This is a genomic window from Streptomyces canus (assembly GCF_001514145.1).
Taxonomy (GTDB): Bacteria; Actinomycetota; Actinomycetes; order Streptomycetales; family Streptomycetaceae; genus Streptomyces; species Streptomyces canus.
Map to the genome: position 1 here is coordinate 82,666 of NZ_KQ948665.1, position 13,163 is coordinate 95,828.

Here is a 13,163-nt window from a genome sequence, read left to right on the forward strand (position 1 = left end):
GTGCTCCAGCAACTGTTCAGCCCCTCCGTCCAGCACACGCTCGACCTCGTCGGCATCTTCGTGTTCGCCATCTCCGGCGCGCTGCTGGCCGTCCGCAAGAACTTCGACGTCTTCGGCATCGCCGTACTCGCCGAGGTCACCGCGCTGGGCGGAGGGCTGTTCCGGGACCTGATCATCGGCGCGGTACCGCCCGCCGCCTTCACGGACCTGGGCTACTTCGTCACCCCGCTGCTCGCCGCCCTGCTGGTCTTCTTCCTGCACCCGCACGTGGAGCGCATCCAGGCCGGTGTGAACGTCTTCGACGCGGCCGGACTCGGACTGTTCTGCGTCGCCGGGACGACGAAGGCGTACGAGTTCGGACTCGGCCTCACCCAGTCCGTCACTCTCGGTCTCGCCACCGCCGTCGGCGGCGGTGTCCTGCGGGACGTGCTCGCCAACGAGGTGCCCTCGCTGCTGCGGTGGGACCGGGATCTGTACGCGGTCCCGGCGATCGTCGGCGCCACCATGGTCGCCCTGTGCATCCGTTACGACGCTCTCTCTCCGTTCACCAGCGGGCTCGCGGCCCTCACGGCTTTCGTACTGCGCCTGCTCGCGATGCGGTTCCACTGGCGAGCTCCGCGGGCGTGGAACCGGCGCTCGACCGTGCGTGAGGAGTAGTGCCCGCCCGGCCGTGCAGCAGCCCCATCTCCTCGGTCAGCCACTGGAACACCGGGACCACCTGCGGACGCCACAACGCCATGTTGTGACCGCCCGCGCTCTTCGGGATGTACACGACGTGCACGGTGGTCGGCGCCTTCGCGATCTGTTCGAGACCGGTGGCCGCCTCGTAGCCGTCGCCCGGCTGGCCGGACTGGTAGAGCGCGATCGCGGGTGGGGTACGGGCCTCGCGCAGCAGCAGGTAAGGGTTGTTGGCGCGGCGCAGGGCGGGGGTCTCGGTGGCCAGCGAGTTGCGTTCGGCGATCGGGTCGTTGTAGCCCGACATGCTCACCGCGGCCCGGTAGCGGTCGGGGTGGGCGACGGCGAGCTTCGTCGCGCAGTGCCCGCCCGCCGAGTACCCGGCCACCGCCCAGCCCGCGGGACCGGCCTGGGCGCGGAAGTTGTCGGTGACCATCTTCGGCACGTCGACGCTGAGCCAGGTGTCCGCGTTCACCGTGCCCGTGATGTTGGCGCAGCCGGTGTCCACCCCGGCCAGCAGGTTCATGCGCGGGGCGACCAGGATGAAGGGCGCCACCCGGCCCTCCCGCATCAGCGGCCGCAACTGGTTGACCGCGTGCAGCGACCCGAACCAGGCCTTCGCCGAGCCCGGATAGCCCGACAGCAGTTCCACCACGGGGAACTTGTGATGCCGGTAGGCGGGTGTGCCGTACTGCGGCGGCAGCCACACGTAGACCTCGGCGTTCACGCCCGAGACCCGGCCCTTGAGCTGGGTCACCCGTACGCCGTGCATATCGGGACCGGTGGCCTTCGTGAAGTGCTGCTCGACCCTGGGCAACCGTTTCAGCGAGATGCCGCCGGTGCCGTCGGCGCCCAGGTTCGCGGCCTGCTGGACGTGGTTGCCGGTGCCGAGCAGGTCGGCCCAGTTGTCGTACAGGTTGTTCTGGTTGTTGACCACCGCGAAGACGAGGCCGACGGCCGTGCCCTGGGCGAACAGCACCATCAGCACGCGGGCGGCGGCGCGGGCGATCCGCGGGCCCCGCAGCCGCGACCACAGGGCGAGCGGCAGCACGAGGGCGACGACGGACAGCACGATCAGTGTGTAGAGGAACGCGGTCCCGGTGAGGCTCATGTCCCTGTAGAGGGGGATGCCGGGAGCTGGGTTTACGGACGAGTACGGACACTTACCGAAGAATTGCCCGCGTCTCACCTGGACCGGCCCTGTCGGGTGCCGCAAGGAAAGCTACCGCTTAGTAGTTAGTTGTTGTACCGTTCAGGCATGCCAGAAGCAGCCTCCGTCACGCGTGCCACCCTCGGCGACAGCGAGTTCGACCGGGACACCGCGGTCACCCGCCGCGCACCCGGCGTCTACGACATCGACCTCTCCGCGGGCTGGACGATCATCAGCGCCGTCAACGGCGGCTACCTGCTGGCGGTCCTGGGCCGCGCCCTCGCGGACGCCCTGCCGCACGCCGACCCGTTCACGATCTCCGCGCACTACCTGACCGCGTCCCAGCCCGGACCGGCGGTGATCCGCACGGACGTGGTCCGCACCGGTCGTACCCTCTCCACCGGCCAGGCCTCGCTCTTCCAGTACGACGAGGAGGGCAAGGAGGTCGAGCGCATCCGCGTCCTCGCCTCCTACGGCGACCTCGGCTCCCTTCCCGACGACGTCCGTACGACGGCGAAGCCACCCGCGATCCCGCCGATGGACCAGTGCTTCGGCCCCGAGGACGGACCGGCCCCGGTCGACGGCAGCTCGGCCATCGCCGACCGGCTGATGCTCAAGCTGGACCCGTCGACCCTGGGCTGGGCCCTCGGCGCCCCGTCCGGCAAGGGCGAGATGCGGTCCTGGTTCGGGCTCGCCGACGGCCGCGACGCCGACCCCTTCTCGCTGCTCCTCGCGGTGGACGCGCTCCCGCCCACCGCCTTCGAGATCGGCATCAAGGGCTGGGTGCCCACGGTGGAGCTCACCGTCCACATCCGCTGCCGCCCGGCACCGGGCCCGCTGCGCGTCTCCATCACCACCCGTAACCTCGCCGGCGGCTTCCTGGAGGAGGACGCGGAGGTCTGGGACAGCGCGGACCGGTTGGTGGCACAGTCGCGCCAACTGGCCAGGGTCAGGTTGCCCTGACCCACCCAGGGGCACGGATTTAGCCGCGCTTTGCCTTGCGCACAGGCGGGGGACAGGCCGGACTCAACGAAGGCTCAGGGGCCGTTGCGAGAGTTCCCGGCCTCAGGACTTCCTCATCCTCCCTGGAGCTGTCTCTCATGAAGCGTGTGCGTCTTCTCCCCGCCGTGGCCCTGCTGGCGCTCTCGCCCCTCGCCCTGGTGGCCTGTGGCTCGGGCGACTCGTCGTCGACCTCGAACAGCGGCAACTCGGGTCAGCAGCAGAACTGTCAGGCCCCGACCGGCAACGCCTCCGGAATGCCGAGCGGCGCCCCCTCGGGCGCTCCCACCGGCAACGCGACCGCGAAGCCGTCGGGCGCGCCCAGCGGCAACCCCTCCGGGATGCCGAGCGGCGGCCCCGGCGGCGGCCAGGGAGGCCAGGGTGGCCCCGGCGGCGGCATGGGTGGCTGCGGTGGTCCCGGCGGCGGCACGGCCCCGAGCGGCGCGCCCAGCGGAGCGCCGAGCGCGGCGGCGACGAAGAGCTGACCCCGACGTCGTACGACAGGGGGCGGCACTCCCGGTGAACGGGGGTGCCGCCCCCTGCGCGTTGCCGAACCGGCCCTAGTCCAGCCAGTGTTCGCGGCCGACGCTGATCAGCCGCAGCTGATGCTCCGCCACCTGGCAGACACGCTCCCGCTCCTCCGGGGACGCCTCCAGGGCCTCCAGGAACAGTGAGGCCGTGATCAGCATCTGGTCGACGTACAGGTTGGCCAGCATCAGCAGGTCGTCCTCGCTCCAGCCTTCGGACACCGGGTCCTTGGCCAGCTCGTCCTTCACCTCCTGCCCGAACCGGGCGAGTTGGTCCCGGATGGCCTCCCGGACCGGCTGGACTCCGCCATGTCGCTCCCGGGCGATAAAACGGACATGAGCGGGGTACGCGTCTACATGGCCGGCGATCAACTCGATGGCGCGCTTGATGCGTTGACCGTGGTCGTCGGCCGCGGACACCGTCGTCCGGATCATCGGGTGCAGGCTGCCCAGCGCCTCCTCGACCAGAGCCGCGCCGAGATCCGCGATGGAGCGGAAGTGCCGGTAGAAGGCGGTCGGGGCGACGCCGACGGCGCGCGTGACCTCGCGCAGACCCAGGCTGCTCAGGCTCTGCTCCTCCAGCAGGGCCAACGCCGCGTCCAGAAGCGCCTGTCGGGTCTTCTGCTTCTGTGCCTGCCGGATGCCGAGGGTGTGACTCATGTCATCCAGTTAACAACTGTTCTCCGTAATTGGAAAGCCGTATGACGCGCTAGACTCTGGAGTCAGTGAACAACTGTAACTACAACTGTTCACCCAAACGTAACGACAGTCATCTCGGAGGGGGATCCGTCCCATGCTGTTCCTCGTCGCCGCACTCATGCTGCTCGGCGTCGTCCTGGGCACCGTCGCCCACGCGCCGCTCACCTTCACCGCCGTCGCCGCCGTCGTGATCGCCGCCTGGCTGGGCATCTTCGCGCTCCGCGAGCGCTACTCCCGCCGCCACACCTCGGCCCACTGACCCCCGCCCCACCGTCCCCAGGAGCACTGATCACCATGCAGCTCACCGCGCAGGCCACCCCCCGCACCGGCGCCAGCGACGCCGACGGCATGGCCGTGGCGTCCTTCGTCCTCGGCCTCCTCGGCCTTCTCGTCCTCAATGTCTTCCTCGGCCCGATCGCCATCGTCCTGGCCTCGGTGGCCCTGTGGCGCGGCACCGCGCGCCGCGGCCGTGCCTACCTGGGCCTCGGTCTCGGAGTGGCCGACCTGCTGGTCCTGGTGGCGTTCATGCAGCTGGACAGCACGCCGTCCTGGAGCTTCTGAGCCTGCCGGCATCGGCCGGTCCTGGCCTGAGGGTGCTCACATGCGACCCGTAGAATCGGCGTCACCATGGCATACCTCGACCACGCCGCGACCACCCCGATGCTCCCCGAGGCGGTCGAGGCACTCACCGCGCACCTCGGCGCCACCGGCAACGCCTCTTCCCTCCACGCATCCGGCCGCAGAGCCCGCCGCACGGTCGAGGAATCCCGCGAGACCCTCGCGGAGGCGCTGGGCGCCCGGCCCAGCGAGATCGTCTTCACCTCGGGCGGCACGGAGGCCGACAACCTCGCCGTGAAGGGCCTGTTCTGGTCCCGGCGCGACGCGGACCCCGCAAGGACGCGGGTTCTCGCGAGCCCCGTCGAACACCACGCCGTCCTCGACGCCGTCCACTGGCTCGGCGAACACGAGGGCGCCACCGTCGAGTACCTCCCCGTCGACAAGTACGGCCGGGTCCATCCCGACGCCCTGCGCGCGGCGATCGCCCGCGACCCCGACGACGTCGCCCTGGCCACGGTCATGTGGGCCAACAACGAGATCGGCACGGTCCTGCCGGTCCGCGAACTCGCCGACGTCACCGCGGAGTTCGGCGTCCCGCTGCACGCCGACGCCGTCCAGGCCTTCGGTCAGGTCCCCGTCGACTTCGCCGCCTCCGGCCTCGCCGCGATGACGGTCTCCGGTCACAAGATCGGCGGCCCGTACGGCATCGGCGCCCTGGTCCTCGGCCGCGAGTGGACCCCCGTCCCCGTCCTGCACGGCGGCGGCCAGGAGCGCCACGTCCGCTCCGGCACCCTCGACGTCCCCGCCGTCGCCTCCTTCGCGGTGGCCGGCCGCCTCGCCGCCGAGCAGCGCGAGTGGTTCGAGCTCGAGATCGGCGCCCTGCGCGACGCCCTGGTCGAGGCGGTCCGTACGGCGGTCCCGGACGCGATCCTCGGCGGCGACCCGGCGCCGGGGGGCCGTCTTCCGGCCAACGCCCACTTCACCTTCCCCGGCTGCGAGGGCGACTCCCTGCTGCTGCTCCTGGACGCCCAGGGCATCGAGTGCTCCACCGGCTCCGCCTGCACCGCGGGCGTCGCCCAGCCCAGCCACGTCCTGCTGGCCACCGGCACCGACCCCGACCTGGCCCGCGGCACCCTCCGCTTCTCCCTCGGCCACACCTCCACCGAGGCGGACGTCGAGGCGGTCGCGAAGGCCATCGGCCCGGCGGTGGAGCGCGCCCGCGCGGCGGGGCTGACGTAACGCCGCCGCAGCAGGAACACTCGCCAAGCCACCCTTGTTCGTCAGCCGGCACGCAGAAGACGCTCGTCAGCGTCATGGACGTCACCCGGTACGTCCTGCTCGATGTCGAAGCCGGACGTTCCGGCCGGTGCTCGCCGCCCTCGACTCGTCGCTCGTTGGGCAGCGCAGTCGAAGTGCCGGGTGGACAAGCGCTGTCGGCCTGTCCACCCGCTGAACGGGATGGTGGTCGGCTGGAGCCCTATCCGAGCCTGTCAGTGGACGACGGTGATCACCCGAGGGCCAGGCCCATCTCGCCCGCGCGTAGTCCAGCCTGGAAACGGGAGCCCGCGTCGAGAACAACGAGCAGTTCGGCGACCCGGCGACGGTAGGTGCGCAGCGACATGCCGAGTTCCCGTGCGGCCGTCTCGTCGGTGGCGCCGGAGGCCAGGGCACGCAGAACCCTTGCGGTCTGGGCGTCGATCCGGGGCCATTCGGCGCTCAGGAAGGCAGCGAGATCGGTAGCGCTCTCCCATGCGGCTTCGAACAGCGCGTAGGCCCCGTCGACCAGGGCCGGCATGGCACTCATGGTGTAGGGGCGGCGTCCCTGGGCGGCCGGGACGGATGGCAGGGGGCTTGTGAGGATCATGGTTCGCCGGTCGATGAAGATGGTTCCCCGGGACAACGGGGCGACGGTGATCCGGATCCGCATGCCGTGTGCTGCCATCTCGCGCAGGGCTTCCCGGTCCCGCTCGTCAGCGAGCACGGCGGGGCTGTAGAGCTTGCGGGCCCGAACCGCCCCGTCACGACGCATCGTCAGGCGGGCAGCCTCACGAGCGCCGGGCCAGGTGTCGAGGTCGCGGGCGACGTTGGCCCATTCCGCGTGGTCCGACTCCGCCAACGGCTTGAGTCGCGCCCAGAGCTCGAGATCACCGCGAAGCGTCATGACCTGTGTCATGCGTCCATTGTGCCGGTGGCAGCAAAGTGCCACAGGCTCGTCGGTTGATGCCGGACCTTGCAGGCTGTGGCCATGAGCAACAGATTCCGCCTCGGCGGCGACCTGAACGTCAACAGGCTCGGCTTCGGCGCCATGCGCCTGCCGTCCAAGGACGGCATGGGCGGTCCCGCTCGTGACCCCGAGGCCGGCCGTGCCGTACTGCGGCGCGCCGTTGAACTCGGGGTCGACCACGTCGACACGGCCGACTTCTACTTCAGCGCCGGCGGTGTGGTGCGAGCGAACACCCTGATCCGTGAGGCCCTGCACCCCTACCCGTCCGACCTGGTCATCGCCACCAAGGTGGGCCCCGTCATCGGCCCCGACGGCCTCTCCCACGGTGCCCCGGGCGACATGCGTGGCTTTGTCGAAGCCAACCTCGATGGCCTGGGCGTGGACCGCCTCGACCTGGTCTACCTGCGCATCGGGGCAATGACACCCCCGCACGGTGAGTCCCTCGCCGAGCGCTTCGAGGCGCTCGCGGCGCTGCGTGAGGAGGGCCTGATCCGGCACCTCGGCCTCAGCAACGTCGACACGGGCCATCTCGCGCAGGCTCGTGCCATCGCACCTGTCACAGCCGTGCAGAACCACGCTGCCCAGGGCGACGAAGCGGACCTCCTGGCCGCATGCGAGGAGTCCGGAATCGCCTTTGTGCCCTTCTTCCCGGTGGGCGGCGGTCGGGAACTCGACGACGAGCGTCTGGCCAAGGTGGCGGCCCGGCACCGCGCCACCGTCCCCCAGATCGGTCTGGCCCGGCTGCTGGCCTCATCGCCGGTGGCCCTGGCCATCCCGGGCACGGGGTCCCTCTCCCACCTGGAGGACAACATGGCTGCCGCCGCGATCGTCCTCACCGACGAAGACCTCGCCGACCTCTCCTGACATCGCACACGAAAGAAGCCCCTGTCATGAAGCTGCTGATCCTCGGTGCGACCGGTCCCACCGGTCGTCATGTCGTCGACCTGGCCGTGCGATCCGGCGACTCGGTAACGGCCTTCGTCCGCAATCCGGCGGCTCTGGGTGACCTGACCGAGCAGGTCACCACAGTCACCGGCGACGCCACCTCGCAGCGCGACCTCGCCGCCGCCGCGGTCGGGCACGATGCGATCGTCTCCGCGCTCGGCAGGGGGAGCTCGGTGCGCGCCGACGGTCTCTTCACACGCGCCTCGGCGGCCGTGACAGGTGCGGCCGGGGAAGCGGGCGTCTCCCGCTTGGTGTGGCTGTCGTCATTCGGTGTCGGCCATACCTTCGGCTGGTCGAGCAGTGCGCAGAAGCTGATCTACGGCACGCTGCTGCGGTCGATCTACGCCGACAAGGCGATCGCGGACGAGAGCATCCGCTCCAGCGGGCTGGACTGGACCGTGGTGTACCCGACCAGGCTGACCCACGGCCCCGCCAAGGGCACCTACCGTGCGGACGACCGGCTGCCGATGAAGGGCAACCCGACGATCAGCCGTGCGGACGTGGCCGCCTTCATGCACACGGCGGCACAGGGCAACGAGTGGATCCACCGCACCGCCGTGATCTCCGACTGAGCGCCCACACCGCCTCCTATGACAGTCGTTATAGACAGGTGTAGTCTGCCGATGTCTATAACGACTGTCATAGGAGGATGTTGTGACGATCATTACCGTGAACGCCCCGAAGGGGCGCCTGGGTCTGGAGCAGCGCCGAGAGTTGGCCGAGACGCTGACGGACGCGGTACTGGTGCCCGAGGTGGGGCAGCCGGCTCCGGCCGCACGCGTCGGGTTCCAGGTGCACTTCGTCGAGCGCGAGCGGGACATGATGGCGATCGGCGGACGGCTGCTTTCGGACGCCGACCGGGAACTCGACGTGATGGTGATCGACATCGCGGTCATGGACGCCGCCTGGCAGCCGGACGTGCGAGCCCAGGTCATCGAGCGCGTCCTGGCCGCACTGGCGGTGGCTTGCGGACTGGCGGAGCCGTCACCGACGTGGTGGGTCAACTTCCGCGTGATCGACGAGGGCAGCTGGGGCTCGTCCGGGGGCGTGCTGTCCGTCCTCCCGCTCCTTGGCAGCGGGGTGTTCACGGAGCAGAGGGTCAAGGCCGTCCGCGCCGCGCTGGGTGTCTGAAGCCCGAGGCGTCGGGCGCGGGCCGGCTCAGCCCTTGATCGTGGCGAGGATCAGCGCCTGCAGTTGCTCCGCAGTGTGGTCGAGGGGCTCGATGCTGCGCTTGGCGCGGCACATGGCCACGGTCCCCTCCACGGCCGCGACGACGAGGGTGGCGAGCTGGACGGCCTGCTCGCGCTCGACGCCATGCTCGCGCAGCGAGGCGGACAGCAGGCTCTCCCATGCGGTGAAGACGTCGGCGGCGGCCACCACGGCGGGGGGCGTCTCGCCGGTGGGCGGTTCCTCGATGGAGACGGCGAGAACCGGGCAGCCCGCCCTGAAGTCACTGTCGACGACGATCTTGCGCCACAGGTCGAGGAACGCCCGCAGCCCGGCGACCGGCCCCGCCTCCAGCTCCTTGCGCAGACGGCGCGCGACCCACTCGCCCGTATGGCGGACGGCCTCGGTGGCCAACTGCTGCTTGCCTTCAGGGAAGTAGTGGTACGTCGAGCCGAGCGGCGCCCTGGCGTGCTTGGCCATCTCGCGGATGCTCGTCGCGTTCAGGCCGCGCCGGCTGATCATGTCGGCCGCACCGGCCACAATCCGCTCGCGTGCCGCCGGGCTGGGCTTGGTCACGTACACGATCCCTTCTGACCCACTGGATATAACGATCGTCATAGTCTAGCGTGACCGTGGCTTATAACGACTGTCATAGAACTGCGTCGTCGAGCGAAGAGTCGAACGAAACGAAGAGAGGTATGCCCATGCCGATGATCCGGCTCACGGCCCCGGCCGGCGCCCTGGCCGAACAAAGCCGCCAGAGCATCCAGCGCGACCTCGCCGCCGTACTGCTGCGCTGGGAGGGCGCACCCGACACGGCGTTCTTCCGCGCCCAGGCGTGGAGCTATCTCGTCGAAGTGCCGGAAGGCGCCCAGATCACCGCCGAGGACGACGCGCCGCGCTTCCTGGTCGAGGTCACCGTCCCGCAAGGAGCCCTGTCCGAGCGCCGCAAAGCGGGCCTGGTCGAGGAGGCGACGAAGACCGTCCTGGCCGCAGCCGGCCTCGGCCAGGACGACGCCCTGCGGGTGTGGGTGCTCGTGCAAGAGCAGCCCGACGGCACGTGGGGCGCGGGCGGCTCCGTCGTTCGCCATGCCGACCTGGTGGCACTGGCGAAGGGCCGGCGCGCCGATGCGTGAACTGACCTATGCCGCCCGGCGCACCGTCGAGTGGCGCGAGGCACCCGACCCGAAACCCCAGTCCGACCAGGAGGCGATCGTCGCACCGGTGGCCGCCACCTCCTGCGACGTCGATTCCTCCATCCTCGCCGGTCACGGCTTCATCGACCCGCCGTTCGCCCTCGGCCACGAGTGCGTCGCCCGGGTCGTCGAGACCGGCGACGCCGTCACCGCGGTCGCCCCCGGCGACCTGGTCGTCGTCCCCTGGTCCATCAACTGCGGCGCCTGCGAGCGGTGCCGGGCCGGACTGACCGCGCACTGCACCGCCGTCCCCTACATGGCGATGTACGGCGCACCGATCGGCGGCAATTGGGGCGGGCTCTTCTCCGACCTGGTCCGCGTGCCCTACGCCGACGCCATGCTCGTCCCGCTACCGGCCGGCCTCGACCCGGTCGCCATGGCCTCCGCCAGTGACAACTGGTCCCTGGCCTGGCGCCTGGTCGCCCCGCACCTCAAGGCCCGCCCCGGAGCACGCGTCCTGGTCGTCGCCCGCGGCAGCATCGGCCTGTACGTCTGCGACATCGCCCGCGCCCTCGGCGCCTCCGAAGTGCTCTACGTCGACCCCGACCCCGAACACCGCACCCTGGCCCGCGCGTTCGGGGCCGCCACCGCCGAGACCCTGGACCCGCTCCCCCAGGGCTACGACATCGCCGTCGAGGCCACCGGCCGCGTCGACCAGCTCGGCCTGACCGTCAAGTCCCTGAGCCCGGAGGGCATCTGCGAGTCGGCGGGCAACCATTTCCGCCCCGGCGAGCTGCCCCTGCTCGACATGTACCTCAACGGCGTCACGCTGCGCATCGCGCGCGACAACGTACGCGCCCACATCCCCCACGCCCTCGAACTCGCCGCCTCCGGCAGGGTCGCACCCGAAAAGGTGGTCTCCCACGTCATCGACTGGGAGGACCTGCCGACCGCGCTGCCGGAGAAACACCTCAAGCCGGTCTTCGTCCGGGCCGATGACTGACCCCATCCGGCCCGCACCCCACCAGCCCACCGCACCGAGATACCCGATGCGCACCTCCCTCACCGACATGCCACCCACCGGCCCTGGCACCGAACCCACGCCGGCGACAGCCGAGGAACTGGAACACCACAAGGCGGCCATCACCCGCCTCGGCCACGAACTGCGCGGCCGAGAAACGCTGCCCTGCTCGCGGCCCTGACCCATCTCGTCGTCGGCACGCTCGCCGACGCCCCGAGGTCACCCTCTGGCGCTCGGGCGTCGCCGTCCGCAACCTGCTTCTCGGGCTCGGTCTCGTCGCGCTCCACTCCGGCGAACCCACCGCGGGCCGCACCCTGATCCTCAACCTCTGCGCGTTCCTCATCGCCTCCGCGCTCGCCTTCGCCGCGTCCTTCCCGCGGCTGTGGCGCGGCGCGCCTGGCCAGGGGCTGCCGCCGGCACGTCCACTACCGGTGGCAGCCCGCTGACGAGGCTTGGAGAGACCGTCTGTTCCGGTCAGCTCTCCGTGACCATGAGGGAGGCCATCATCCCCTCGTCCTCGTGCTGGAGCAGATGGCAGTGGAGCATGTACATGTACGTGTCGTCGGCGAAGTCGGTGAACTCCATCGCGATCACGATCTGTCCGCCGCCGACGACCTCGAACGTGTCGTACCAGCCGAGGTCGACTCCTGTCGGCTCCTCACCGTTGATCGAGACGAGCTGGTAGGGCACGTCGTGCAGATGGAACGAGTGCTCCAGCTGGCTGGCGTTGGTGATCGTCCATATCTCCTTCGCGCCCAGCGTGGTGCTGATCATGGTCATGCTGGACATGCTGAGCCCGGCCGAGCCGTTGATCTTCATGGTCGCGCCCGTGTTGCTGAGGGTGATCGTGCGCGCCGTGAAGTCGGAGGTGTCGTACCGCTCGATGGTGTTGAGCGTGCTCGGCAGGTCGTCCGGGGTGTCGGTGCCGCCCGCCGTGACGGTGAGGAAGTCGTACGTACCGGAGCCGCCGCGGATCCAGCCCGTCGTGATGACGGCCTGGAGCGTGACGTCCTCGCCGACGTCCATGACGAACTCGGCGCGGGCGCCGGCCACCAGACGGATGGTGGTCACCTCGGCCGCCTCCGTCAGATAGCCCTGGTCCGTGGCGATCTGGGTGAGCGTGCCGCCGTCGCTGCGCTGGAGGGTGATGATGTCCGACGGTGAGGCGTTGAGCGCGCGGAAGCGGTTGCGGGTCTTGGTGGCGGCGAAGGAGAGCGTGGTGTCGTCGACGTTCTCGCCGTTCACCAGCAGCGGGAAGCTGAGACCGGAGCTGAGATAGCCGGTCTGGTCGTACTTGATGTCTCCGGCGCTGTCGACGGCCAGACACTGGAAGACGAGCGGGATGTCGTCGACGCCGTAGTCGCCGGGCAGTGCGGCGGACGTGTCGGAGTCGTCCTCGACGATGATCATCCCGGCCAGGCCATGGGTGGCCTGCTTGGCCGTGGTGCCCAGGGCGTGCGGGTGGTACCAGAGGGTCTTGGCCTCGTCCAGGACCGTGAAGGTGGGGGACCAGGTCGTCCCGGCGGAGAAGGCGTTCTGCGGGCCGCCGTCCATCTTGGGCGGGACATGGGCGCCGTGGAAGTGGACGGTGGTGTCCTCGGTGAGGCTGTTGGTGATGTTCAGCAGCACGGTGTCGCCCTTGGTCCACTTCAGGGTGGGGCCGAGGAATGACTGGTTGTAACCCGCGGTGCTGCTGGTGACGCCGCTGAGCACCTCGGCGGTGCCGGTCTGCGCCGCCAGGGTGAAGGTGGTGGTGCCGTCGGAGGTGGTGCCCTCCAGCAGGTCCGGAATGGTGAGGGTGCCGTCCGTCGCGGCGGCCGCCTTGCTGCGGGTGCCCTCGGTCAGCAGGGAGAAGGCGGCGCCTGCCGCCCCCACGGCTCCGAGGCCCACCCCGGCCATCCCGCCGAGGAACTTCCGCCGGTGCAGACCCTTCTTGTGGCCCCTGCTCTCCTTGGAGTGCTCGGGCTTGGCCCCCAGGCCGTCTGTGGTGTGTGTCATGGCCGGGGAGCCTCGACGTAAGAGCTGTGTGAGGACTGGGGTGAAGCTAGGCGCGAGCCCGGGA

17 protein-coding genes are annotated in these 13,163 nt (G+C 70.3%); 12 read left to right on the forward strand and 5 right to left on the reverse strand.

The window, feature by feature from the left end:
* A complete protein-coding gene (locus AQJ46_RS29280) occupies positions 1-657 on the forward strand; it encodes a trimeric intracellular cation channel family protein (protein ID WP_059208426.1) in 657 nt (218 codons plus the stop codon).
* On the opposite strand, the gene AQJ46_RS29285 is transcribed toward AQJ46_RS29280, so the two are convergent.
* Positions 566-1,786, reverse strand: coding sequence for an alpha/beta hydrolase (locus AQJ46_RS29285; protein ID WP_059208427.1), 1,221 nt, complete (start codon positions 1,784-1,786; stop codon positions 566-568). The two genes, AQJ46_RS29280 and AQJ46_RS29285, sit on opposite strands and share 92 nt — an antisense overlap.
* Positions 1,787-1,933: 147 nt before the next feature.
* Here AQJ46_RS29285 and AQJ46_RS29290 point away from each other — a divergent pair, with 147 nt between their 5' ends.
* Both AQJ46_RS29290 and AQJ46_RS54415 read left to right on the forward strand, forming a co-directional pair.
* Positions 1,934-2,788, forward strand: a complete 855-nt coding sequence (locus tag AQJ46_RS29290) for a thioesterase family protein (protein ID WP_059208428.1) — start codon at positions 1,934-1,936, stop codon at positions 2,786-2,788.
* A 137-nt stretch (positions 2,789-2,925) separates the two neighbouring features.
* Entirely contained in the window at positions 2,926-3,309 is a 384-nt protein-coding gene (locus AQJ46_RS54415) for a hypothetical protein (RefSeq protein WP_059208429.1), read from the forward strand.
* A gap of 75 nt (positions 3,310-3,384) precedes the next feature.
* Here AQJ46_RS54415 and AQJ46_RS29300 read toward each other — a convergent pair whose 3' ends face one another.
* The gene (locus AQJ46_RS29300; protein WP_059208430.1) at positions 3,385-4,011 is read right to left on the reverse strand and encodes a TetR family transcriptional regulator; all 627 of its coding nucleotides are present in this window, start codon (positions 4,009-4,011) and stop codon (positions 3,385-3,387) included.
* A 133-nt stretch (positions 4,012-4,144) separates the two neighbouring features.
* Here AQJ46_RS29300 and AQJ46_RS56315 point away from each other — a divergent pair, with 133 nt between their 5' ends.
* The 3 genes from AQJ46_RS56315 (at position 4,145) to AQJ46_RS29310 (ending at position 5,847) form a co-directional block, all read left to right on the forward strand.
* Positions 4,145-4,309 (forward strand): hypothetical protein, encoded by a 165-nt coding sequence (locus AQJ46_RS56315; protein WP_167368235.1) that lies wholly within the window; start codon positions 4,145-4,147, stop codon positions 4,307-4,309.
* A gap of 35 nt (positions 4,310-4,344) precedes the next feature.
* Positions 4,345-4,611 carry a hypothetical protein gene (locus AQJ46_RS29305; RefSeq protein WP_059208431.1) on the forward strand — a complete coding sequence of 89 codons (267 nt, stop codon included), beginning with the start codon at positions 4,345-4,347 and terminating at the stop codon, positions 4,609-4,611.
* Positions 4,612-4,677: 66 nt separating this feature from the next.
* Positions 4,678-5,847, forward strand: coding sequence for a cysteine desulfurase family protein (locus AQJ46_RS29310; protein WP_059208432.1), 1,170 nt, complete (start codon positions 4,678-4,680; stop codon positions 5,845-5,847).
* A 268-nt stretch (positions 5,848-6,115) separates the two neighbouring features.
* Here AQJ46_RS29310 and AQJ46_RS29315 read toward each other — a convergent pair whose 3' ends face one another.
* Complete coding sequence (locus tag AQJ46_RS29315) at positions 6,116-6,781, reverse strand: helix-turn-helix transcriptional regulator (protein ID WP_059208433.1); 666 nt, start codon at positions 6,779-6,781, stop codon at positions 6,116-6,118.
* A 72-nt stretch (positions 6,782-6,853) separates the two neighbouring features.
* On the opposite strand from AQJ46_RS29315, the gene AQJ46_RS29320 reads away from it, so the two are divergent.
* The 3 genes from AQJ46_RS29320 to AQJ46_RS29330 all read left to right on the forward strand — a co-directional run bounded on the left by AQJ46_RS29320 (position 6,854) and on the right by AQJ46_RS29330 (position 8,908).
* Positions 6,854-7,696, forward strand: coding sequence for an aldo/keto reductase (locus AQJ46_RS29320; RefSeq protein ID WP_059208634.1), 843 nt, complete (start codon positions 6,854-6,856; stop codon positions 7,694-7,696).
* A 26-nt stretch (positions 7,697-7,722) separates the two neighbouring features.
* Positions 7,723-8,349, forward strand: coding sequence for an NAD(P)-dependent oxidoreductase (locus AQJ46_RS29325; protein ID WP_059208434.1), 627 nt, complete (start codon positions 7,723-7,725; stop codon positions 8,347-8,349).
* A gap of 82 nt (positions 8,350-8,431) precedes the next feature.
* On the forward strand, positions 8,432-8,908 hold the full coding sequence (locus tag AQJ46_RS29330) for a tautomerase family protein (RefSeq protein ID WP_059208435.1): 477 nt from the start codon (positions 8,432-8,434) through the stop codon (positions 8,906-8,908).
* A 27-nt stretch (positions 8,909-8,935) separates the two neighbouring features.
* Here the strand turns inward: AQJ46_RS29330 and AQJ46_RS29335 are convergent, their stop codons facing one another.
* Positions 8,936-9,520 (reverse strand): TetR/AcrR family transcriptional regulator, encoded by a 585-nt coding sequence (locus AQJ46_RS29335; RefSeq protein ID WP_059208436.1) that lies wholly within the window; start codon positions 9,518-9,520, stop codon positions 8,936-8,938.
* 128 nt (positions 9,521-9,648) lie between these two features.
* Between AQJ46_RS29335 and AQJ46_RS29340 the strand changes: the two genes are divergently transcribed.
* The 3 genes from AQJ46_RS29340 to AQJ46_RS55570 are packed head-to-tail and all read left to right on the forward strand — an operon-like array spanning position 9,649 to position 11,282.
* Complete coding sequence (locus AQJ46_RS29340) at positions 9,649-10,080, forward strand: tautomerase family protein (RefSeq protein ID WP_059208635.1); 432 nt, start codon at positions 9,649-9,651, stop codon at positions 10,078-10,080.
* Positions 10,073-11,083, forward strand: a complete 1,011-nt coding sequence (locus AQJ46_RS29345; RefSeq protein ID WP_059208437.1) for a zinc-dependent alcohol dehydrogenase — start codon at positions 10,073-10,075, stop codon at positions 11,081-11,083. Before AQJ46_RS29340 ends, AQJ46_RS29345 begins: the two co-directional genes overlap by 8 nt.
* Positions 11,076-11,282 carry a hypothetical protein gene (locus AQJ46_RS55570; RefSeq protein ID WP_159064065.1) on the forward strand — a complete coding sequence of 69 codons (207 nt, stop codon included), beginning with the start codon at positions 11,076-11,078 and terminating at the stop codon, positions 11,280-11,282. Before AQJ46_RS29345 ends, AQJ46_RS55570 begins: the two co-directional genes overlap by 8 nt.
* Before the next feature lie 293 nt (positions 11,283-11,575).
* Here AQJ46_RS55570 and AQJ46_RS29350 read toward each other — a convergent pair whose 3' ends face one another.
* The gene (locus tag AQJ46_RS29350) at positions 11,576-13,099 is read right to left on the reverse strand and encodes a multicopper oxidase family protein (protein WP_059208438.1); all 1,524 of its coding nucleotides are present in this window, start codon (positions 13,097-13,099) and stop codon (positions 11,576-11,578) included.
* Positions 13,100-13,163 lie beyond the last annotated feature (64 nt).